This is a genomic window from Streptomyces aurantiacus, from assembly GCF_027107535.1.
Lineage (GTDB): Bacteria > Actinomycetota > Actinomycetes > Streptomycetales > Streptomycetaceae > Streptomyces.
In genome coordinates this window covers 3,614,865-3,636,496 of sequence record NZ_CP114283.1, presented here as the reverse complement: position 1 = coordinate 3,636,496, position 21,632 = coordinate 3,614,865, and the positions used below count along the sequence as shown (strand labels likewise).

Below are 21,632 nucleotides of genomic sequence, written 5' to 3'. Positions count from 1 at the left end.
GCCCCGCGGAGACGGCCGGACACGCGAGCTGCTGCCGGCGGCCCGTGGACGGAACGCCCCGGGGCCACTCAGTCCGGCCAGATCCCCGTCGCGAGCAACGACTCGATCGTGGCCGTGTAGGGCGCGATGTCCAGACCCTGCCCGGCCAGCCACGCGTCCGAGTAGTACTTGTCCAGATAGCGGTCCCCGGGATCGCACAGCAGTGTCACCACGCTTCCGGTGCGCCCGGCCTCCGCCATCTCCGCCACGATCTTGAGCGCGCTCCACAGCCCCGTGCCGGTCGAGCCGCCCGCCTTGCGCCCGATGGCCTGCTCCAGCGCCCGCACGGCCGCCACGCTCGCGGCGTCCGGCACCTTCATCATGCGGTCGACGGCTCCCGGCACGAAGCTCGGCTCCATACGGGGCCGGCCGATGCCCTCGATGCGCGAACCGCAGTCCGTGGTGACCTGGGCGTCTCCCGTGGTCCAGCCCTCGAAGAAACAGGAGTTCTCCGGATCCGCCACACAGATACGGGTGTTGAACTGCATGTAGTGCACGTACCGGGCGATGGTCGCCGACGTGCCGCCGGTGCCCGCGGTGGCCACGATCCAGGCGGGCTCGGGATAGCGCTCCAGCTCCAGCTGGCGGAAGATCGACTCGGCGATGTTGTTGTTGCCGCGCCAGTCCGTGGCCCGCTCCGCGTAGGTGAACTGGTCCATGTAGTGACCGCCGGTGCCGGCGGCCAGGGCCGCCGACTCCTCGTACATCGTGCGCGGGTCGTCGACGAAGTGGCACTGCCCGCCGTGGAATTCGATCAGCCGGCACTTCTCGGGGCTGGTGGTGCGCGGCATGACGGCGATGAACGGCACACCGATCAGCTTGGCGAAGTACGCCTCCGAGACGGCCGTGGAGCCGCTGGACGCCTCGATGACGGGGCGTCCGCGCCGGATCCAGCCGTTGCACAGGCCGTAGAGGAAGAGCGAGCGGGCCAGGCGGTGCTTGAGGCTGCCGGTGGGGTGGGTGGACTCGTCCTTGAGATACAGGTCGATGCCCCACCGCTCGGGCAGGGGGAACTTCAGGAGATGGGTGTCGGCCGATCTGTTCGCGTCGGCCTGCACCTTCCGTACGGCTTCTTTCAGCCAGTGCCGGTACTCCGCGTCACTGTGGTCGACATCGAGCGTGGCCGTCGGCTCGTGGGGGCGGGCCTGCTGTGGGGTGGTCACGGCGGGGCTCCTTCGGGTTGTGCCGACGTCGGGTCACGTGGTCGGACGTCTCGATCATATGCACCTTCCGCACGCTTCTCACCTGCATAAACACTCCTTTGAGCACCTCAAAGGAACCCCTGGCCCACCACCGCGCGGGCAGGGCCGGGGGCGCATTCACGCGAGTGCGCCGGAGGGCATGTGCCACGCTGCCACGCACACTGGTGCTCGACGCCCGACGCGGGCAGACTGCACCGCACGGGACGCCGGTCCCGGACGGAGACGGACACTGGTACGGGATCCGCGCCGGATCCACGACGGGGCACGACCGAAGCGCACAAGGGGGCGGGGCACATGGCGGAGCCGGAGTTCACAGCCACAGGCGTGCGGATCGGCAAGAGGCTGAGGTCGCTCACCCGGGCCGGGCAGGTCCGGATCAGCGACGGCAGGCTGGAGTTGCTCACCAGTTACGGCAGCGAGATCGACAGCGCGCCGGTGCAGGCGGTCCGGGCGTCGAAGCCCTGGTTCGCCCACGAGGACCGGGCGTTGGCTGATGTCAACGGCACCCGCTATCTGCTCACCCTGGGCGACCACGATCCCGCTCCGGGGGAACCGGGCCCGCCGGCCGCCCGCCGCTTCATCGAGGCCGTGCACAAGGCGGCGGGGCGCGGGCGCTGAGGCGCGCCGGCCGCCGCGTGCCCGGCCGCCGAGAACACCGCGAGTTGCGGGGCCGCACCTCCTGGGTCACGCTGTTGTCACGTCACTCTGGGTTTACCGGCGATAACGCTGCGAACCAGCCCGCCGGCCACCGACCGCAGGCGGCCGGCGCGCGCAGGCAGCCCGCTGGATCCGTTCTCCGTCTTCTTCCGGACCTCAATTCGGGGAGTCGCAGCCGTGATCAGCCAGCCAAACAGGCATTGCACGGTGGAGCTCCACGCTCTGCCCTCGCGGATCGGCCAGGTCCGCAGAATCGTATCTGCGCAGTTGCGCTACTGGCATCTGGATCCGTTGATAGACCGGGCGGCGCTCGGTGTGACCGAGCTCCTGACCAACGTCCACCTGCACGCCCGGCCCGACAAGCTGTGCACCGTCGAGATCGAGCTGTTGCTCGACCGGCTCACCGTCTCGGTGCACGACAACGACCCGCGTCTGCCCGAGGTGCGGGACGCCAACTCGTCCTCGACCTGTGGTCGGGGGCTCGCCATGGTCGCCGCGGTGAGCGAGAGCTGGGGTGTGCGGCCGGACGGCGAGTCGGGGAAGGTCGTGTGGTTCACCCTTCCGGCCCACTCCCCCGCGACGGCGCTGCCCGCCTGCCCGCCGTACGCCGCGTCCGCCGAATCGCCCGCCCGCGGTTTCGCGGAGGTGGAGCACGCCGCCGGCGCGCTCAAGGCAGGACACGCTCCCGCCCGGTCGGCCGTTGCAGGCTGACCGGGCGGTGACCAAGACGTTTTCCGTCGTCCGGTGGCGCGGGCCCGCCTCCCGGGCACGAAGTCCCGGGCGCCGGTTCACTCGGCCGCGATGGCTTTCAGGACGTCGAGGCGCGCGGCTCGCCGGGCCGGGCGCAGGCCCGCGAGGGCTCCGGCCGCGAGGCCCACCGCCGCGACCACGAGGAGCTGGACGGGCGGCACCGCGAAGGCGAACGTGCTGTCGGACGCTCCGTCGGACGCCTTGACGAGCACCCAGCCGAGGAACCCGCCGAGCGCGAGCCCGCCCACCGTGCCGAACGCGGCGACCAGCACCGACTCCCAGCGGACCATCGCGCGCAGCTGCGGCCTGGTCTGCCCGACGGCCCTCAGCAGGCCGAGTTCGCGGGTGCGTTCGTGGACCGCGAGGGTGAGCGTGTTGGCGATGCCGAGCAGAGCGATGAGTACCGCGAGCGCGAGCAGCGCGTATACCAGGGTGAGCATCATGTCGATGGCGCCCGCCGAGGACCTGGCGTACTCGTCACGGGTCTGCACCTCGGGATTGCCGTAGGCCGTCGCGGCCTTCTCGACCGCCGCCCTGCCGTCCGACGGGCTCACTCCGTCCTTGAACGTGACGGCGACCAGCGTGTCCGAGTCCTGGGTACGGTGCGGCGCCCAGGCCTCGCGGGTGATGACGTAGTCACCGGCGAGCTCGGACCGGCCGTAGACCGCGCGAACGGTGAAGGCCTCCTTCTTTCCGTCGGTGAAGGCCAGCCGGACGGTGTCGCCGGTCGTGAGGCCCTGCTGGTCGGCCTCCTTCCCGGTGATGGCGATGCCGTCGCCGCCGAGGCCCCGCATCGAGCCCCGGACGTCGCCGAGTTCGAAGGTCCGCTCCAGCGCGACCGGGTCGGTGACGGTCAGCGCCCGCCCCCTGCCGTTGACTTCGGCCACTCCACGGCCGAGCCCGACCGCCGTGTCGACCTCGGGCCGCTCGGCGATCGCGCCGGCGAGCGCGGGGCTCAGCCCGCTGCCGCCCGCCCCGAACGACGGGGTGCTCACGGCGACGTCGCCGGCGAAGGACTGTGACACCGTCCGGTCCATGGTCGCCTTCAGCGAGGCGCCGAAGACCGTGAACAGCGACACGACGGCGACGCCGATCATCAGCGCACTGGCGGTGGCCGCGGTCCGCTTGGGGCTGCGCAGGGCGTTGCGCCTGGCCAGGCCTCCGGTGACGCCGCGCAGCCGGTCGAGAGGGCTCCCGAGGACGCGTACGGCGGTGGTCGAGGCGACCGGGCCGAGGACCACGAAGGCGGCGAGCGCCAGGCCCGCCCCTGCGCCCGCGAGCCACAGGGAAGGGCCGGCGACGACGCCGGTCAGCGTGACGGCGGTCGCGAGCGCCGCGAGCCCGGTACCCAGGACGACGCGGGTGCGGGACGCCCCGGACCGGTCGACGGAGGTCTCCCGCAGGGCGGCCAGCGGTGCGGTGCGTCCGGCGCGGACCGCCGGCAGCAGGGCGGAGCCGAGGCAGACCACGACGCCGACCACGAGCGGCAGCACCATGGACAGCCCACCGATCACCAAGTCGCCCTCGGGGAACGGAAATCCGATGGCCGGGAACAGCGCCCGCAGGCCGGCCGCGACGCCGATACCTCCGGCGAGTCCGGCGGCGGACGCGGTTACGGCGACCGCACTCGCCTCTACCAGGGTGGACACGGTGACCTGGCGGCGGGAGGCGCCGAGTGCGCGCAACAGGGCGTTCTCACGGGTGCGTTGGGCGACGACGATCGCGAAGGTGTTGTGGATGGAGAAGGTCGCGACCAGCAGCGCCACGCCCGAGAACACCAACAGGAAGGTGGTGAACAGGGTCAGGAACTGCCCGGAGATCATGTCGGTGTTCTCCTCGGCCAGCTCCTGACCGGTGATCGCCTCGACGCCCTTGGGCAGTACGGGAGTCAGGGCGTCGACGAGTTCCCGCTGACCGGTGCCGGGGCCGGCCCGCACGAGGATGCCCGCGGCCTCGCCGGGCTTCGCGGTGAGGTACTTCTCGGCGTCGGAGCGCGTCATGCCGGTGAAGGTCACCTGCGCCATGCCGTCCTCGCCGCCGAACGTCGCGAGGCCGACGATCGTCACCCTGACGGGGTCGGGCGTCCTGAGGGTCGTGGTGTCGCCGATCCCGAGGCCGCCCTTCTCGGCCGCGCCCCGGTTGACGACGACCTCGCCGGACTTCGCGGGGGCGCGGCCCTCGGCCAGGCGGTACGCGTTGAGTTCGGGGTCGTCGATCCAGTTGCCCGCGAGGGTGGGCGGGCCCTGGCCGCCGACGGGCTCGCCGTTCGCACCGACGAGTTGGCCCGCGCCCTGGATGTCGGGCGCGGCTGCCGCGACACCCGGTGTCCTCCCGACGGTTGCCAGGAGGCCCGTGTCGACGGGCCGCCGTACGCCCTGGCTCTCGCCCGGCGTGGTGATGGTGTCGGCGCTGCGGACGACGGCGTCGGTGCCGCTCGTGGCATTGCCGAACATCGTGTCGAAACCGGCCCGCAGGGTGTCGCCCATGACGAGCGTGCCCGCCAGGAAGGCGACGCCGAGCAGTACGGCCAGGAACGTACCGGCGAAGCGCCGCTTGTGGGCGCGCAGGGAGGAGACGCTGATCCGCACCGACGCGTTCACGACGGAGCCCCTTTGCCGTCGAAGGCCTTCATGCGGTCCAGGACCCTGTCCGCCGTCGGGGCTTCCATCCGGTCCACGAGGCGGCCGTCGGCGAGGAAGACGACTTCGTCGGCATGTGCGGCGGCGACCGGATCGTGGGTGACCATGACGACCGTGCGGTCCATCCGGCGCACGGCCCGCCCGAGAAGGTTCAGGACCTCCTCGCCGGAGCGGGAGTCGAGGTTGCCGGTCGGTTCGTCGGCGAAGACGACATCGGGCTGTCCGGCGAACGCCCTTGCCACGGCGACGCGTTGCTGCTGGCCGCCGGAGAGTTCCGCGGGCCGGTGGCGCAGCCGGTCAGCGAGACCGACGGCCTCCACGAGGGCGTCGATCCACTCGTCCGACGAGGCGCTCCTGCGGCCGGCGAGGTCCATGGGCAGCGTGATGTTCTCCGCGACGGTCAGGGTCGGCACCAGGTTGAAGGCCTGGAAGACGAATCCGACGCGGTCGCGTCGCAGCAGCGTCAGGTGCCGGTCGTCGAGCGTGCTCAGCTCGGTGTCGCCGATGAAGGCAGCGCCCGAGGTGAGGGTGTCCAGGCCTGCGGCGCAGTGCATCAGGGTGGACTTGCCGGAGCCCGAGGGCCCCATGATCGCGGTGAAGCGTCCGGCCGGAAAGGTGACACTCACCCCGTCCAGGGCCCGCACCGCGGTGTCCCCGCCGCCGTACACCTTCACGGCGTCGGCGACGCGCGCGGCGGTCCGCGTCGCCTTCGTGACGGTCGTCGTGTTCACGCCGCACCGCCCTTGCCGACACGCCCGAACCGCTCGTCCAGGTCCGTACGCCCGAACTGCTCGTCCAGGACGGAGAGGCGGCGCCAGTACTCGTCCTCGTCGATCTCGCCGGAGGCGAAGCGCCGGCCGAGCACCGCGATCGGCGAGTCGCCGGACGGGCGGGGCCGGTCCGTGCCGCGCCACTGACCTCGGCGGCCGCTCCACCCGGTGCGGCGCAGCACGCTCACGGCACCGATCAGGACGGCTGCCCAGATCAGCGGGAAAAGGAGGATCCACGGGCCGGGCCCGCCGTCCCAGTGCGCCAGGGTCTGCATCTGAAGTCATCTCCTCGGTCGGCGGTTCCGGTGATGCTTCGAGACTCGCGCCGCGAGGGGGCCCGGGTCGTCGTACGGCCAGCGGCAGTACGCGTACCTCCGCGGGAGTAGGAACGGGGATTCCAGCTGCTCCTCGACCTACTGCTCGGCCTGCTTCTCGACCTACCGCTCGACTCTGTAACTACTAGTATGTACAGTGATCTGGTGAGCACTCCGGAGCGACTGATCGAAGCCACCCGCGAGCTGCTGTGGGAGCGCGGGTACGTGGGCACGAGCCCCAAGGCGATCCTCCAGCGGGCGGACGCCGGCCAGGGCAGCATGTACCACCACTTCACCGGCAAGCACGATCTGGCGCTCGCCGCGATCCGGCGCACGGCCGAGGAGATGCGCGCCACCGCCGAGGGAGTGCTCGGCGGGCCCGGTTCCCCGTACGAGCGCGTCGAGGCCTATCTGCGGCGCGAGCGCGACGTGCTGCGCGGCTGCCCTGTCGGGCGGCTGACCATGGATCCGGACGTCGTCACGAGCGACGAGCTGCGCGTCCCCGTCGACGAGACACTGGACTGGCTGCGCGAGCGGCTGGCCCGCATCGTCGAGGAGGGCCAGGAGCAGGGCGAGTTCGCGCTCGCGCTGGACGGCGAGGAGATCGCCGCAGCGATCGTGGCCACGGTCCAGGGCGGCTATGTGCTGGCCCGCGCGTCCGGCTCGACCGCCGCGTTCGACACGGCAGTCCGGGGACTGCTGTCCCTCCTGGCGGCCGGCACCCCCGCCCGCGAAGACGTCTAGCACCGACCGGAGGCTCCGATGCACGCCATGCAGTACGAGATCACCCTGCCCGCGGACTACGACACGGGCGTCATCCGCGACCGGGTGGCCCGCGTCGGACACCTGCTCGACGACTGGGACGGGCTCGGCCTCAAGGCCTACCTGCTGCGCGAACGCGGCGTGGACGGCTCGCCCGTCGGCCAGTACGCGCCGTTCTATCTGTGGGACACCCCCGAGGGCATGAACTCCTTCCTGTGGGGGCCCGGATTCCAGGGGCTCGTGAACGACTTCGGGCGCCCCGTGGTGCAGCACTGGACGGGACTGGCGTACGAGGACGGAGGTGCCCCGGATGCCACGCCCGAGGTCGCAGTCCGCCGGCGCGCGAGCGTCCCCGAGGGGGTGCCGCTCGCCGAAGTGGCGCGGGAGGCCCTCCGGGAGACACGGCGGCTGGCCGCGCTGGACGGGGTCGTGGGCGCCGCAGCCGCCGTCGATCCGCGCCACTGGGAGGTCGTGCACTTCTCCCTCTGGGCCCATGACCAGCCCGAGGCGACCGGAGAGACGTACCGGGTGCTGCATCTGTCGGCGCCGGGACGTGACCGGCTGCGGCGAGGACGGCACTGGTGAACGGGGCGCCGGCGATCCGTACCGTCCGTACGGTCCTTGGGGACGTATCGCCGGCGGCGCTGGGTGTCTGCGACGCGCATGACCACCTCTTCCTCAGCAGCCCCAGGCTTCCGGGGCAGGAGCTGCGGGACGCGGCAGCCGCGACGGCCGAACTGACCGCGTTCCGCGCGGCAGGCGGCGGGAGCGTGGCGCAGTGGACCCCGTACGGCCTGGGGCGGCGGGCCGCCGATCTGCCGCTGCTCGCCCGCGCCGCCGGTGTCCACGTCATGGCCGCCACCGGACTGCATCGAGCCGCCCACTACACACCCGAGTTCCTCGAGCGGCTGCGGGGCAGGCTCGCGGACGTCTTCGTCTCCGAACTGACCGAGGGCCTTGCCACGTCGGGGGTGCGGGCGGGTTTCGTCAAGGTCGCGGGCGGCTTCCACGCACTCGACGCGCACGCCCGCTGGACGATGACCGCGGCGGCCGAGGCGCATCACGCCACAGGGGCGCCCGTGGCCGTGCACCTGGAGCTGGGCACGGGCGCGCTCGACGTACTCGACCTGCTGTGCGGGGAGTTGGACGTGGCGCCGGAGAGTGTGATCCTCGGGCATCTCAACCGCTGCCCCGATCCGGTGACGCACCGGCAGGCCGCGGAGTCCGGCGCCTATCTGGCCTTTGACGGGCCGTCACACGCGAACCACGCCACGGACTGGCGCATGCCCGACGCGGTGCGGGATCTCGCCGACGCCGGGTTCGGGGACCGGCTGCTGCTCGGCGGTGACACGACCACGGCGGGGGCCCGCTCGGTGAATGGCGGGCCGGGGATGCCGTACCTGCTGCGGCGCATCCGCCCGAGACTCGAACGCACCCTGGGAGAAGGACTGGTGGAACGCATCCTGACGGCGAACCCGCAACGGGCGTACGCCGTCGGGTGGGCGTAGGCCGTCCGGCACCATGGCACGGGGGCGGGCACCGCGGCGCGGGCTCCGGATCGACGGACCAAGGGCCTGACAGCTTGCGGGCTTGCGGGCCTGCGGGCTCGACGTCGGCTCGGCCGCTTGACGTGGCTCGACGGCCTCCGAGCAGAGGCAGGTCTCAGACCCGTGCCAGTGCCGTGATCGGATCGTCGAGCACCGGCTGCCACGCCAGCTCGGCAGCCCCGACCAGGCTGTTATGGTCCAGCGTGCAGGCCAGGATGGGTACGCCTCCGCTCTGCCCCCACAGGCTGCGGTCGGCCACCACGGCCCGCAGCCTCGCCGGGTCCGCGTCGAGGAGGGTGCGGTGCAGGCCGCCGAGGATGATGCGGTCCGGATTGAGGATGTTCACCAGGCCCGCGAGGCCCAGGCCCAGCCGGTCGATCAGTGCCTCGACGGCGGTGCGTACGGTCGGGTCGGCGTACTGGCCGCGGATCAGGTCGTTGGCCTGCTGGAGTAGTGACACCTCGGGTCCGGGGTCACGGTGGGCCGCCGTGAGGAAGGCCAGCGGGTCCGCCTCGACGTCCAGGCATCCCCGGCTGCCGCAGTGGCAGGGACGGCCCTCCGGGTTGACCGTGAGGTGGCCGACTTCGAGCGCGAGGCCCGAACTGCCCGTGTGCAGGCGGCCGTCGAGCACCAGCGCGCCACCGACGCCCCGGTGCCCGGTCGCCACGCACAGCAGGTCGCGGGCGCCGCGGCCCGCGCCGTGCCGGTGCTCGGCGAGCGCGGCGAGATTGACGTCGTTGGCGGCGAACGCCGGTCCGGTGAGGCCGGCCGCACGGACGCGCTCCGCGAAGATCTCCCGAACGGGCGCGCCGGCCGGCCAGGCCAGGTGGAGCGGGTTGAGTGCGGTGCCCTCGGGTTCCGCCACGGCCGACGGGACGGCCAGTCCGGCGCCCACGCAGCGGCGTCCCGTCTCCCGGAGCAGTTCGGCGCCCGCCTCCACGACCGAGCCGAGCACCTTCGCCGGGTCGGCGTCCACGGTCTCGCAGCCGGGGGCGGTCGCCACGATCCGGCCGCCGAGGCCGACCAGGGCGGCCCGGAAGCCGTCGGCGTGGATCTGCGCGGCGAGGGCGACGGGCCCGTCCTCGGCGAGTTCGAGGCGGTGCGAGGGGCGGCCCTGGGAACCGGCGGCCGCGCCGGGGCGGGCGTCGACGTGGATCAGGCCGAGCGCCTCCAGCTCCGCGGCGACCGCGCCGGCCGTCGCGCGCGTGACACCCAGCTCGGCGGTGAGCACGGCCCGTGTCGGCGCGCGTCCCGTGTGCACGAGCTCCAGCGCGGGCCCGAGCGCACCGCGCCCTCGGTCCAGCCGTGTCCTGATGCTTCCTTCTCCCGCAGCTCTGGGGGCCGCCTTGCCGCTCATGAGGGCGAGTCTCCCATGATCCGGTCGCCCGGTGACCGGTCAGCCGGCCTGGAGGCCGCTCACGCGCAGGGTGACGTTCAGCCGGCCGGTGAGTCCCAACTCGGGCGGCGCCGTGCCCGCGTGGACGCGCGGTACCCCGTGGTGGGCGAGCCGGGACCCGCCGCCGAACACGAACAGGTCGCCGCTGCGCAGTTCCACGTCCGTGTACGGGCGGCCTCTCGACTCGGTGTTGCCGAAGCGGAAGACGCAGGTGTCGCCGAGGCTCAGCGACACCACGGGGGCGCCGGACCTCTCGTCGCTGTCCCGGTGCATGCCCATACGGGCGCCGGCGTCGTAGAAGTTGATCAGCGCGATGTCGTAGGCGGGTGCCCCTGGGCGGACAGGGCCGCCGCTCACCGGGGGATCTACCGCCGTGGCGCCTGCCACCGGGGATCCTCCCGCCGGGGTGCCGCCCTCGAAGGCATCGTCCACGGCCCGGCGTCCCAGCTCCCCCAGCCAGGCGGGGAAGGGCTTCACGGGTGCGCCGTCCCCGTCGACGACCGTGGGCGCGTAACCGTACGGATACCAGTGCCAACCGAGGCAGACCTGCCGGGAGGTCATCGTGCCGCCCCCTGGTGTACGGACCGTGCGCAGCCCGGCGGGCGGGCGGGCCCAGTCACGGCAGGCCTCCAGGAGCTCTTTCTGGTGCTCGGGGGTCAGCCAGTCCGGCAGGTGCACCGCCCCCGGGGCGACCTCCGTCCGGCTCCTGGGAAACAGTTCCGCGTCCATGGTTCCCATCCTCGCGCAGTGCCGCGCCGGGCTGCCGAACCTCCCTGATCTGCGCCTCAGCTAGCCTGGACCCGATGACCGACCGTATGACGACCCCCTCGGCCGAGCTGATGCTGGCGCGCTTCCCCGAGGACACCCGTGACCAGCTCCGAGCGTGGGACGCCTCCGACGAGTACCTGCTGAGGCATCTCGCCGACAGCGGCCAGGCGCTCGACGGCACGGTCGTCGTGGTCGGTGACCGCTGGGGCGCCCTCACCACGGCCCTGCGGGCACACGGGCCGGTGCAGGTCACCGACTCGTTCCTCACCCGGGAGGCGACCCGGGCCAATCTGGTGCGCAACGGCGCGGACGAGGACTCCGTACGCCTTCTCACCACCCAGGACGCACCGCCCGAGCGCGTCGACGTGCTGCTGGTTCGCGTGCCGAAGAGCCTCGCGCTCCTGGAGGACCAGCTGCTGCGTCTGGCGCCCGCCGTGCACGAGGGGACGGTCGTCGTCGGCTCCGGCATGGTCAAGGAGATCCACACCTCGACGCTCAAGCTGTTCGAGCGGATCCTCGGTCCGACCCGGACGTCACTGGCCGAGAAGAAGGCCCGGCTCATCTTCTGCACGCCGAGCCCCGGGCTCGTGAGGCCGGCGAACCCCTGGCCGCTCAGCTACACGCTGCCCGAGGGCATCGGTCCTGTCTCCGGCCGTACCGTCGTCAACGAGGCGGGCGTCTTCTGCGCGGAGCGCCTCGACATCGGCACCAGGTTCTTCCTCCGGCATCTGCCGTACGAGCGGAGTGCCGGGCGGGTCGTGGACCTGGGCTGCGGCAACGGCGTGGTCGGTACGGCGGCGGCGCTGGCGTATCCGGAGGCCGAGGTGCTGTTCGTGGACGAGTCGTACCAGGCGGTCGCCTCTGCGGAGGCGACGTACCGGGCGAACACCGACGACACCGTGGATCACGGCAAGGCGGAGTTCCGCGTGGACGACGCCTTGGACAGCGTCCCGGAGGAGAGCGTCGACCTGGTGCTGACCAACCCGCCCTTCCACTCGCACCAGGCGACGACCGACGCGACGGCGTGGCGGATGTTCACCGGGGCGCGCCGCGCGCTGCGGCCGGGCGGCGAGCTGTGGGTGGTCGGCAACCGTCATCTCGGCTACCACGTGAAGCTTCGGCGTCTCTTCGGCAACAGTGAACTGATCGCGAGCGACGCGAAGTTCGTGGTCCTCAAGGCCGTCAAGCAGTCCTGAGGTCCGTACCGGAATCGTGCAGAGGGCGGGACGGGACAGGCGCCTTGAGGGCAGGCGCGGGCAGGGGCAGGGGCGGGCGCGCCGGGCAGGCAGCGCTCAGGCTGTGCCGGTCTCGCCGCGCAGCGCTCGTGGCGAGGCGCCGAGTTCACGCCTGCAGGCCTTGTTGAAGGCCTGCAGATCGGGGATGCCGACCGACGCGGCGACCGCCGGGATGGACAGGGTCGAGGCACGCAGGAGGTGCCGGGCGCGGTCGAGTCTGCGGCGGCGGATGTACGCCACGACCGTGCCACCCGTGGTGGCGCGGAAGAGCCGGGTCAGGTGGTTGTGCGAGACGCCCGCGGCCCGGGCCACGGCGGGCACCGTGAGAGGGGCGGCGAGGTTCGCCTCGACGTGGGCGATCGCCGCGGTGACGGCCGGATGCGGGCCGGGGCGTTCGGCGGCCGGGGCGAGGTCGGCGATGCGCCACAGCGCGGTCCAGATCTCGGCCCGGGTGCGTTCCGGAGCGCTCGGCGCGGAGGCGACCGCCTGAAGCAACAGCCCGGTCAGCATGGGGAGTTCGGGTCCCGCGTCCTGCAGTACGGGCACGGCGCGCGGTGCCCCGGCGGGGGCGATGCGCAGGTGTGCGTACAGGTGCTCCGAGCGGCCCTGGTAGCGGTAGCGAACCGTTGCGCCGGGCGGCACGAGGCTGATCCGGCCGGGCCGGATGAGGTGCGGTGTGCCGTCCACGGTCAGCTCGGCCTCGTACTGGTACAGGTGCAACTGCCACAGCTCCGGCAACCGGAAGACATCCGTGCGGCTCGCGACACCGTGCACGCCGACGCCCGCGTTGGCGACGACGGGCGGTTCGCCCAGGTGGATGCGCGTGACCCGCATGGTGAAAAACTACCAGCGGTGGTGAAACGGGCCAACGCGAAGGACCGGCCCGGCTCCGTACGGTCGGTCCATGACGCATCCCGAGCATCCTCCGGCGCATCCCGAACGGCCTCCCCTTCTGGACTCGGTGCGGATGGCCCGCTTCGTGGCCCACGGCTCGCTGCGCCTGGACGCGGTGGTCCCGGCCGCGATGAACGCCGAGGCGATCGGCATCCTGGGGCGCGGCGTGCCCGCCGTGCCGTACGGCAGCACGGTGGCGGACGCCTACCCCGAGGGCTCCTTCGTACGGCGCCTGCTCGGCGTCCCGGCCGTGGCGGGCGCCCTGCGCAGCCTCGTCGGTCCGGGCCCGCGCGTCGACCACCACGCCGTGCACGTCCGCGAGCCCCACGAGGGGGCGGCGCAGCCACTGCACGGTGACGCGATCATCGACGTCCGCACGGACGCCTTCGACGTCCAGCTGATGTACTACCCGCAGGACGTGACCCTGGACATGGGCGGCACCCTCAGCGTGCCCGGCAGCCACCTGCGGCGCACGAATGAGTCGGACACGGGCCGCTACCAGAACCTGCTCGGCCAGTCCCGGCTCGTCTGCCCGGCTGGCACCGTGGTGTTTCTGCACCACGGACTCTGGCACGGCGGGCGGCGCAACGACAGCGACGTGGTGCGCTACATGTTCAAGATCCGCTTCAACCCGGCCGTACGCCAGCGACGCCTGTGGGACACCTCGGACCTCGCCGACCCGCGGGTGGCCGAGGAACTCGCGACGACGTTCCCGTGGTACGAACCCGCAACCGGCCGTCTGGAGCTCTACAACCGCGTACTGCTGTGGCGCTCGCTCACCGGCGACGCGTCCTTCGATCTCGAACACTGGGTCACCCGTGTCTCCAACCGCCCGCAGGAGGAAGCCGTATGACTGTGCGTCAGCAGGTGCTGGTCCTCTATCTGGGTACGTCGGCGCTGGACTCCGAGGTCGTCGGCTGGTCGGTGTACGACGGCACGGGCCGCACGTCGCCCACGACCGGTGACAACGACGAACCCCCTTACGGGTCGGGCGTGGACGCGCTGCGGGACGGCTGGCGGCTGTTCCAGGCGGCCCAGCTGATCCCGCCGTACCCGGGGTCCGAGTACGACGTGTCGTTCCTCAAGCACGAGTTCCTCTTCGAGAAGCTCGTCGACATGGCCTCGGACGCGTCAGCGGGCACGGCGACAGGCACGTCAGCGAGCGTCTAGCACCCCGATGATCCGTGCCACCGCCCTGACCATCGCCTGCCGCGCCACGACGAGGTACTTGCGCGAGTCGACCGCCTCGGGGTGCGCGGTCAAAAACTCCCTGATCGCGTCGGTCATCGCGATGTTGAGGGCGGTGCCCACGTTCACCTTGGTGATGCCGCCCGCGACGGCCGCCCGCAGTTCGGCGTCCGGGACGCCGGACGAGCCGTGCAGCACGAGCGGGACGTCGAGAGCGGCGTCGAGACGCTTGAGCAGGTCGTGGTCGAGGGTGGCGGTGCGCGTGGTCATGGCGTGCGTGCTGCCGATCGCCACGGCCAGAGCGTCGACGCCCGCGTCGGCGACGAAGGCGCGCGCCTCGGCCGGGTCGGTACGGGCGCCGGCCGCGTGGGCGCCCAGCGGCGCTTGCCCGGTCTTGCCCCCGACCTCGCCCAACTCGGCCTCGATCCACAGACCTTGGGCGTGGGCCCAGTCCACGGCGGCCCGTGTCGCGGCCAGGTTCTCGGCGTAGGGAAGACGGGCGGCGTCGTACATGACGGAGCTGAATCCGGCGTCTGTCGCCTGTCGGAGCAGCTCGTCGCTCTGGACGTGGTCCAGGTGCAACGCGACGGGGACGGCCGCGTGTTCGGCCGCGGCGGTCGCGGCACGGGCCAGCGGGAGGAGCCGTCCGCAGCGGAACTTCACGGCGTTCTCGCTGATCTGCAGGATGACGGGGGCGTTCGCCGCCTCGGCGCCGGCGACGACGGCCTCGACGTGTTCCAGCGTGATGACGTTGAAGGCGGCGACGGCGGTCCGCGCGGCGGCCGCCCGGGCGACCAGTTCGCCGGCTGCTACGAGGGGCATGAACCGTCCCTTCAGGGCGTGGTGAGAATGACCGAGCGAGTGAGGTGGCGGGGCTCGTCGGGGTCCAGGCCCCGGGCTGCGGCGACGGCCACGGCGAGTCGCTGGGCGCGGACGAGTTCGGCGAGCGGGTCGAGTCCGCCTTCGACCCACAACGCCCCCGTGTCGCGAACCTGTTGGGCCAGCCCGTCGGGTGCCTCACCCAGCATCCAGGTCGCGGTGCCTGCGGTGGTGACACTGATCGGGCCGTGGCGGTACTCCATCGCCGGATAGGCCTCGGTCCAGGCCAGGGAGGCCTCGCGCATCTTGAGCCCGGCCTCGTTCGCGAGACCGACGCTCCAGCCGTGCCCCAGAAACGTGAACTGCGTGCAGTCGACGAGCCCTTCGGGCGGCGGCTCGGCCAGCGCGGTGCGGGCGTCGGTGACGACGGCGTCGGTGTGCAGGCCGAGGTGTGCGCGCAGCAGGGTCAGAGCGGTGGTCGCGAACCGTGTCTGCACGACGGACCGCTCGTCGGCGTAGTCGAGTACGACGACGTCATCGGCCGCCTGCATCACGGGAGTTCGAGGATCCGCGGTGATCGCGACCGTGCGCGTGCGCCCCTTCAGCCGGTCGAGCAGGTCGAGGACCTCGGTGGTGGTGCCGGAGCGGGTCAGGGCGATCACCCGGTCGTACGCGCGGCCGTGGGGGAACTCGGAGGCGGCGAAGGCGTCCGTCTCGCCCTGTCCCGCCTGTTCACGCAGGGCCGCGGCGGCCTGCCCCATGAACCACGAGGTGCCGCACCCGACCAGAGCGACACGCTCCCCCGCGGCGGGCAGCACGGACGCATGCCCCGCTGCCTCGTCGGCGGCCCGGATCCAGCATGCGGGCTGGGCCGCCAGTTCGTTCTCGACATGACTCACGCCGAACCCTCCCGATGGGATGATCACCCTGCAGAATGATTACTCTTGCAAGATATAGCGAGATTTCAAGCACAATCAAGCATCCCGGAGGGAAGTGGCGTGCGCCAAAGGCACCGGAGGAGGGAACGCCAGAAGTCGGTGTCTGGGCGTCGGGCTCCGGCAGACCGGGAGGGGTGCCTCTGAAGACCACCGCATTCCGTTGAAGGGAGCCCTGTCGGCGGGGCACGATGGCAGGATCGGCTGCGCGGTGAGAGCCGTACTCGCGTCGGCCGCTCCGGAGGCGAAACCGACGATGTCGTGACGTGACGGCGGGATGGGTCGGTGGCGGGCCTACGGCCGGGGGGCACGGCTCGACGTCGGCGGGTGGGGGCATGTCATCGGACGCAGCGGGATGAACGGGAAGCAGGACAACGCATGGCCAACGTCGTCGAGTTGACGTACTACCCCGTCAAGGGTTGCGCCGGGACATCGGCGAGCGAGGCGCTGGTGACGCCCGCCGGTCTGGCGCACGACCGGAGCTTCATGGTCGTCAGCGAAGAGGGTGTGTACCGCACCCAGCGGCGCGATCCGCTGCTGGCCGTCGTCCGGCCCGAGATCACCGGCGACGGGTACCGTCTCAGGCTTCGTGCGCCCGGCCGCGAGCCCGTGGACGTCGAGGTGGACACCGTCGGCGCCCGGCGACCGGTCGACCTCTTCGGAACCGCGTACCAGGGGATCGACCAGGGCGACACGGCGGCCGTCTGGCTCTCGGACCTGCTCGGCAGCCCCAGCAGACTCGTGCGTGTACCGCAGGAACACGACCGGGTGACCGGTGGGCGGACACCGGGCACCTCCGGCTACGCCGACAGCTCCGCGCTGCACGTGCTGTCGCGCTCCACTCTGGATCTGCTGCACCGCAAGCTGGCCGAACGCGGCGCGCACCTGTTGTCCATGGACCGCTTCCGCCCGAACATCGTGATCGACGGCTGGGACGAACCGCACACCGAGGACCGCGCCCACCGCATCGCCATCGGCGGGGCGGAACTGGGGTACGCGAAGCTCGCCATCCGCTGTGCCGTGACCGTGGTCGACCAGCGGTCAGGTGGCAGAGCGGGTCCTGAACCACTGCGCACCCTCGCCGGATACCGCCGGGCGGCTGAGGGCGGAGTCGCGTTCGGCGCGAAGTTCGCGGTCCTGCGCACCGGCAAGTTGTCGGTCGGCGACGACGTGATCGTCAGCCGGTGGGGCGAGTCCGAGCTGTAGCCCTGCATCCGGTCCGTACGGCGACCGCAGCGATCACAGCAGCCGGTAGCGGCGCTCGGGGCGCCCCGCCGCGCCGTAGCGCAGGGACACGTCGGCGCTGCCGGTGGTGTGGAAGTGCTCCAGGTAGCGGCGGGCGCTGACGCGGGAGACGCCGGCCAGCGTCGCGCACTCGGCGGCGGACAGTGTGCCCTGGGCGGTACGGAGCGTCCGCTTTATCAGCGCGGCCGTCTCCACGCTCATGCCCTTGGGCAACGTACTGACGTTCGTCGCGGGCACGGCCGCTCCCGCCAGCACCCTGTCGACATCGGCCTGGCCGTGCACGACGGTCGCGAGCAGGCGGCCGCGCTGGACGGCGTAGCGCTCCAGCCTGGCCCGCAGGTCCTCGAACTCGAACGGTTTGAGGAGGTAGTCGACGACGCCGTGGCGGACGGCTCCGCGCACCGTGTCGGCCTCCCGTGCCGCGCTGATGACCATGACGTCGCAGTCGTGGCCCGCGGTTCGCAGCCGGGGGATGACGTCCAGGCCGAAGAAGTCCGGCAGGTACAGGTCGAGCAGCACGAGGTCCGGGTGCAGCTCGTCGACGGCGCGCGCGGCCTGCTCACCCGTACTGGCGACACCTACGACGCGGAACGGCTCGACGCGTTCGACGAAGGTCCGGTGGACCCGGGCCACCATGAAGTCGTCGTCGACCACCAGCACGTCGATCGTGCCGGCCGTCTCGGAGGCCTCGGCCGCGCCGGCGGAACGGACCGCGGCGGCCGTGCCGACACCATCGGCCCTACGGTCCGCGACGGCCCGGGCAGCGGCGGTGGTCGCGTCGGTGGCCCCCGCCGTGGTGGCGGCCGAACCGGGCCCGGGCGCTCCGTTCATCGTGTCGCTCCTTCCGCCACCGCGTCGGTGAGGTGGCTGACGGTCATGCGTGCGGTGAACATGGCCCCGTCGGGGGTGTTGGTCACCGAGATCTCACCACCGTGACGTTCGCAGACCAGACGGGTGAGCGCCAGGCCGATGCCGCGCTCGCCCTCCTGGGCGGCCTTGGTGGTGAAGCCGTGCGAGAACACCTCCCGGGCGAGTTCGGGCGCGACGCCGGGACCCGAGTCGCGGACCACGATCTCCACGCTGGAGGCGTCCTGCCTCAGTTCGACCTCCACCCAGGCCTCGTGGCCGTCGGGTTCGCGGGCGGCGGCCGCGACGGACGCGGCGTCCACGGCGTTGTCGACGAGGTTGCCGACCACGGTCGCCACGTCGGCGGCGTCCTCCGGGGTGAGCCGGTCGAGTGCGGTCCCGTCGGAGATCCGCAGGCTGACCTTCCGTTCGGCCGCGAGGGAGGACTTGGCCATGAGAAGGGCGGCGACGGCGGTGTCGCGGACGCGGCGGCTGAGCGTGACGTCCAGCGACTGGCGGCGCTGGTTCAACGCCCTGATGTAGCGCACGACTTCGTCCTGTTCGCCGATCTGGATCAGCCCCGAGATGGTGTGCAGCTGGTTGGCGAACTCGTGCGCCTGCGCGCGCAGCAGTTCGGAGGAGCTGCGGAAGGATCCGATCTCCCGTTCCAGCCGGGCCAGTTCGGTGCGGTCCCGCAGGGTGGTGACCGAGCCGAGCGGGCGGCCGTCCTTGGCGACGGTCATCCGGTTCATCACCAGTACGCGGCCGTGCCGGACGACGACCTCGTCGCGCTCGCCCGCCGCGCCGCTCCGGTCCCCCGCCAGGACGTCCCGCAACCGTCCCTCGATGCCGAGTTCGGCAAGACTGCGGCCCACGCAGTCCGCGGGGAGGTCGAGCAGACGCCGGCCCATGTCGTTGGCCAGGGTGAGCCGGTGCTGAGGGTCCAGGGCGATCACCCCCTCGGCGATCCCGTACAGCATCGCCTCGCGGTGCTCGGCCAGTCCGGCGATCTCGCGCGGCTCCAGGCCCAGGGTCTGCCGTTTGACGCGCCTGGCCAGCAGCCAGGAGCCGACCAGTCCGAGCCCGCTGGCTATGCCCAGATAGGCGAGGAGGTACGAGGACGCCCCGCTCAGGCGCTGCCACACCGTCGGGTCCGCCTCGCCGATCATCACCGTGCCCAGGTGCTGCCCGAGGTTCTCCTGTGTCGCGCCGAGCACGGGCACCTGGGCCACGAGTTCACGGCTGCCGTCCAGCGTCAGTGAGCCGGTCCAGCCCCGGCCCTCGGCGGCGCCCTCTCCGAGCGGCAGCGGGTCACCGATCGCCGTGGGGTCGGTGGAACTGACGATCCGGCCGTCGGCGTCGGCCACCGTCACCGAGGTGACCCCGGACTGTGTCTGGGTGGAGTTCACCAGCGGGGCGAGCGCTTCCTGCGGCGCAGGTCGCACGAGCTGGCTGCGGGTCAGGGGGTTGGCGGCCAGCTGCTCGGCGAGCGCGCTGACCCGGCGGCCCTCGACGCGGTTGAAGGTCGCCTCCGACTGCGCGAGGGAGACCGCGGCGACGGCCAGGAGCACCACGACGACGATGGCGAGCTGCAGCACCAGCATCTCGCCCGCGAGGGTCTGACGGCGGAAGGCGGCGACCACGGCGGACTCAATCTCTCGTGCTGACACGGCGTAGCTCGGCTCAGCCGCCGGGTCGCACCATCATGGCCCCCGCCCGCGGCCTGGAAAAGAGAAGAGACAGGAACGGGAACGGGAGATGCGGGGCGGGCCCGGTGATCGACGACTGCTCGTGGGTCGCTGTGACAGCCGGCGGGTGATGAAGGGCGGACGGCTGGCCGCCGGGGACGAGAGCCGAGCGGCGGACGGCCGACGGACGCGGCAGGTGACACAAAGACCACAACCTCCGTTGGTTCCGGAAGAGAGACAGGCAGGGAGCGGCCGGGCAACATGTGGCCCACGTCACCCCGTCCCCCGGGGCTCCCCGTACACCCCGTGCCCCTCCCCGTACTCCATCCCCCTGCTCCGCGGCCCCCCTCCCGCGTTTCCCGCATCTCCTGCTCCTCTCCCCGTACCTCATCGACGTATCGACAGGTGGTGGAACTCGTGCGCCTGCGCACTCCCCTCGCCCTGCTCGGGGCCGCCGTACTCGTGCTCGTGGGTCCTCCGCTGCTCACGTCCGGCAGCGACTCCGCGACCGGCACGCAGATCCCGGGCCTGCGCTTCATGGTTCCGAACACGCCCGGCGGCGGTTACGACATCACGGCCCGCACCGCCGCGAAGAACGCCGAGGACGCCGAACTCACGCACAACATCGAGGTGTTCAACCTGCCGGGCGCCGGCGGCACCGTCGGGCTCAGCCGACTGGTGAGCGAGCACGGCAACGGCAAGCTCGCCATGTCGATGGGTCTCGGTGTCGTGGGCGCCGTCCGCTCCAACGACGCGCCCAAGACACTCGCCGACACCACCCCGATCGCCCGGCTCACCGAGGAGCAGGACGTCGTCGTGGTCGGCAAGGACTCCCCGTACAAGACGATCGACGAGCTCATCGGCGCCTGGAAGAAGAATCCCGGCAAGCTTCCGGTGGGCGGCGGTTCCTCGCCCGGCGGGCCCGATCACCTCGCGCCCATGCTGATGGCGCGCGCCGCGGACATCGCCCCGAAGGACGTCAACTACGTGCCCTTCGACGGCGGTGGCGAGCTGCTCGCCTCGATCCTCGGCAACAAGGTCGCCTTCGGGGTGTCCGGCGTCGGCGAGTACCTCGACCAGATCAAGGCGGGCGAACTGCGAGTCCTGGCGGTCACGGGACCTGAGCGGGTCGACGAGTTGGACGCGCCCACCCTCAAGGAGTCCGGCTACGACGTCGACTTCACCAACTGGCGGGGAATCGTCGCCCCACCGGGCCTGTCGGACGCCGAGCGCGACAAGCTCGTACGCCTCGTCGAGGAGCTGCACGACTCCCCCGAGTGGCGGAAGTCCATGGAGCAGAACGGCTGGGACGACGCCTTCCTGACCGGAAAGAAGTTCAGCGACTTCCTCGACGCCGAGGACAAGCGCGTGGTTTCGGTACTGAAGGAGCTGGGACTGTGACGACGCCGACCACCGACATCCCCCCGACGCCCGCGGACGAGCGGCGTTCCTGGCTGCGCGAGCACTCCGAACTCGGCGTCTGCGTCATGCTGTTGGGGCTCGGCGTACTGGTTCTGGCCGACGCCCTCACCATGGACGTCGACATCACCCAGCGCGGGCCCGTCGGACCGAAGACCGTGCCTGTGGTGGTGGGGGTCGGCCTCCTGGTGATCGCCGCCCTGCTGGCTGTCGACGTCCTGCGCGGCGGTCGCGGCCAGGCGGAGGGCGGCGAGGACATCGACCTGTCCGAACCCGCCGACTGGCGCACGGTGCTGCTGCTCGCCGGGGTGTTCCTCGGCTCGGCCGTCCTCATCGAACCGCTCGGGTTCCCCGTCGCGGGCGCGCTCCTCTTCTGGGGCGCCGCCTTCGCACTCGGCAGCCGCCGGATCGACCGGGACCCGCTCATCGCGGCCGTTCTCTCCCTCGCCACCTACACCATCTTCAACAACCTGCTCGGAGTACCGCTGCCGGGCGGCCCGCTGATGGGAGTGCTGTGAC

General features: G+C 71.9%; 22 protein-coding genes. 11 read left to right on the top strand and 11 right to left on the bottom strand.

Annotated elements, in window-relative coordinates:
• Positions 1–68: 68 nt before the first annotated feature.
• Positions 69–1,202, bottom strand: coding sequence for an L-cysteine desulfhydrase Cds1 (cds1, locus tag O1Q96_RS17945; protein ID WP_269249146.1), 1,134 nt, complete (start codon positions 1,200–1,202; stop codon positions 69–71).
• 333 nt (positions 1,203–1,535) lie between these two features.
• On the opposite strand from cds1, the gene O1Q96_RS17940 reads away from it, so the two are divergent.
• Both O1Q96_RS17940 and O1Q96_RS17935 read left to right on the top strand, forming a co-directional pair.
• The gene (locus tag O1Q96_RS17940; RefSeq protein WP_217457388.1) at positions 1,536–1,859 is read left to right on the top strand and encodes a hypothetical protein; all 324 of its coding nucleotides are present in this window, start codon (positions 1,536–1,538) and stop codon (positions 1,857–1,859) included.
• A 216-nt stretch (positions 1,860–2,075) separates the two neighbouring features.
• On the top strand, positions 2,076–2,609 hold the full coding sequence (locus O1Q96_RS17935) for an ATP-binding protein (RefSeq protein WP_269249145.1): 534 nt from the start codon (positions 2,076–2,078) through the stop codon (positions 2,607–2,609).
• A 77-nt stretch (positions 2,610–2,686) separates the two neighbouring features.
• Here O1Q96_RS17935 and O1Q96_RS17930 read toward each other — a convergent pair whose 3' ends face one another.
• From O1Q96_RS17930 to O1Q96_RS17920, 3 genes are read right to left on the bottom strand one after another with little or no spacing between them, the layout of a single operon-like run.
• Complete coding sequence (locus O1Q96_RS17930; RefSeq protein WP_269249144.1) at positions 2,687–5,248, bottom strand: FtsX-like permease family protein; 2,562 nt, start codon at positions 5,246–5,248, stop codon at positions 2,687–2,689.
• Positions 5,245–6,018 carry an ABC transporter ATP-binding protein gene (locus O1Q96_RS17925; RefSeq protein ID WP_269249143.1) on the bottom strand — a complete coding sequence of 258 codons (774 nt, stop codon included), beginning with the start codon at positions 6,016–6,018 and terminating at the stop codon, positions 5,245–5,247. Before O1Q96_RS17925 ends, O1Q96_RS17930 begins: the two co-directional genes overlap by 4 nt.
• Complete coding sequence (locus tag O1Q96_RS17920; RefSeq protein WP_269249142.1) at positions 6,015–6,332, bottom strand: SHOCT domain-containing protein; 318 nt, start codon at positions 6,330–6,332, stop codon at positions 6,015–6,017. Before O1Q96_RS17920 ends, O1Q96_RS17925 begins: the two co-directional genes overlap by 4 nt.
• Before the next feature lie 189 nt (positions 6,333–6,521).
• Between O1Q96_RS17920 and O1Q96_RS17915 the strand changes: the two genes are divergently transcribed.
• Genes O1Q96_RS17915 through O1Q96_RS17905 form a run of 3 tightly spaced genes read left to right on the top strand, consistent with a single transcriptional unit; the run spans position 6,522 to position 8,641 of the window.
• On the top strand, positions 6,522–7,115 hold the full coding sequence (locus O1Q96_RS17915; RefSeq protein ID WP_269249141.1) for a TetR/AcrR family transcriptional regulator: 594 nt from the start codon (positions 6,522–6,524) through the stop codon (positions 7,113–7,115).
• Positions 7,116–7,133: 18 nt separating this feature from the next.
• Complete coding sequence (locus O1Q96_RS17910; protein WP_269249140.1) at positions 7,134–7,718, top strand: DUF4865 family protein; 585 nt, start codon at positions 7,134–7,136, stop codon at positions 7,716–7,718.
• Between the two features lie 14 nt (positions 7,719–7,732).
• A complete protein-coding gene (locus O1Q96_RS17905; RefSeq protein ID WP_269253629.1) occupies positions 7,733–8,641 on the top strand; it encodes a phosphotriesterase family protein in 909 nt (302 codons plus the stop codon).
• Positions 8,642–8,795: 154 nt separating this feature from the next.
• Here the strand turns inward: O1Q96_RS17905 and O1Q96_RS17900 are convergent, their stop codons facing one another.
• Entirely contained in the window at positions 8,796–10,037 is a 1,242-nt protein-coding gene (locus O1Q96_RS17900; RefSeq protein WP_269249139.1) for an ROK family protein, read from the bottom strand.
• A gap of 39 nt (positions 10,038–10,076) precedes the next feature.
• Complete coding sequence (locus tag O1Q96_RS17895) at positions 10,077–10,805, bottom strand: alpha-ketoglutarate-dependent dioxygenase AlkB family protein (protein WP_269249138.1); 729 nt, start codon at positions 10,803–10,805, stop codon at positions 10,077–10,079.
• A 74-nt stretch (positions 10,806–10,879) separates the two neighbouring features.
• Between O1Q96_RS17895 and O1Q96_RS17890 the strand changes: the two genes are divergently transcribed.
• On the top strand, positions 10,880–12,040 hold the full coding sequence (locus O1Q96_RS17890) for a methyltransferase (protein ID WP_419586910.1): 1,161 nt from the start codon (positions 10,880–10,882) through the stop codon (positions 12,038–12,040).
• Between the two features lie 96 nt (positions 12,041–12,136).
• On the opposite strand, the gene O1Q96_RS17885 is transcribed toward O1Q96_RS17890, so the two are convergent.
• Complete coding sequence (locus O1Q96_RS17885) at positions 12,137–12,913, bottom strand: AraC family transcriptional regulator (protein ID WP_269249137.1); 777 nt, start codon at positions 12,911–12,913, stop codon at positions 12,137–12,139.
• A gap of 70 nt (positions 12,914–12,983) precedes the next feature.
• Between O1Q96_RS17885 and O1Q96_RS17880 the strand changes: the two genes are divergently transcribed.
• Together O1Q96_RS17880 and O1Q96_RS17875 are read left to right on the top strand one after the other, a co-directional pair.
• A complete protein-coding gene (locus tag O1Q96_RS17880) occupies positions 12,984–13,826 on the top strand; it encodes a phytanoyl-CoA dioxygenase family protein (RefSeq protein WP_269249136.1) in 843 nt (280 codons plus the stop codon).
• Entirely contained in the window at positions 13,823–14,143 is a 321-nt protein-coding gene (locus O1Q96_RS17875) for a hypothetical protein (protein ID WP_269249135.1), read from the top strand. Before O1Q96_RS17880 ends, O1Q96_RS17875 begins: the two co-directional genes overlap by 4 nt.
• Here O1Q96_RS17875 and O1Q96_RS17870 read toward each other — a convergent pair.
• Together O1Q96_RS17870 and O1Q96_RS17865 are read right to left on the bottom strand one after the other, a co-directional pair.
• Complete coding sequence (locus tag O1Q96_RS17870) at positions 14,129–14,983, bottom strand: class II fructose-bisphosphate aldolase (RefSeq protein WP_269249134.1); 855 nt, start codon at positions 14,981–14,983, stop codon at positions 14,129–14,131. The two genes, O1Q96_RS17875 and O1Q96_RS17870, sit on opposite strands and share 15 nt — an antisense overlap.
• An 11-nt stretch (positions 14,984–14,994) precedes the next feature.
• On the bottom strand, positions 14,995–15,879 hold the full coding sequence (locus tag O1Q96_RS17865; protein ID WP_269249133.1) for an SIS domain-containing protein: 885 nt from the start codon (positions 15,877–15,879) through the stop codon (positions 14,995–14,997).
• 414 nt (positions 15,880–16,293) lie between these two features.
• On the opposite strand from O1Q96_RS17865, the gene O1Q96_RS17860 reads away from it, so the two are divergent.
• Positions 16,294–17,121 (top strand): MOSC domain-containing protein, encoded by an 828-nt coding sequence (locus O1Q96_RS17860; protein WP_269249132.1) that lies wholly within the window; start codon positions 16,294–16,296, stop codon positions 17,119–17,121.
• A 33-nt stretch (positions 17,122–17,154) separates the two neighbouring features.
• Here the strand turns inward: O1Q96_RS17860 and O1Q96_RS17855 are convergent, their stop codons facing one another.
• Both O1Q96_RS17855 and O1Q96_RS17850 read right to left on the bottom strand, forming a co-directional pair.
• Positions 17,155–17,991 (bottom strand): response regulator, encoded by an 837-nt coding sequence (locus tag O1Q96_RS17855; RefSeq protein ID WP_269249131.1) that lies wholly within the window; start codon positions 17,989–17,991, stop codon positions 17,155–17,157.
• Complete coding sequence (locus O1Q96_RS17850; protein WP_269249130.1) at positions 17,988–19,649, bottom strand: sensor histidine kinase; 1,662 nt, start codon at positions 19,647–19,649, stop codon at positions 17,988–17,990. Before O1Q96_RS17850 ends, O1Q96_RS17855 begins: the two co-directional genes overlap by 4 nt.
• A 462-nt stretch (positions 19,650–20,111) precedes the next feature.
• Here O1Q96_RS17850 and O1Q96_RS17845 point away from each other — a divergent pair, with 462 nt between their 5' ends.
• A complete protein-coding gene (locus O1Q96_RS17845; RefSeq protein ID WP_269253627.1) occupies positions 20,112–21,095 on the top strand; it encodes a Bug family tripartite tricarboxylate transporter substrate binding protein in 984 nt (327 codons plus the stop codon).
• Positions 21,092–21,631: a tripartite tricarboxylate transporter TctB family protein gene (locus tag O1Q96_RS17840; protein ID WP_269249129.1), complete on the top strand. Its 540-nt coding sequence runs from the start codon at positions 21,092–21,094 to the stop codon at positions 21,629–21,631. Before O1Q96_RS17845 ends, O1Q96_RS17840 begins: the two co-directional genes overlap by 4 nt.
• Position 21,632 lies beyond the last annotated feature (1 nt).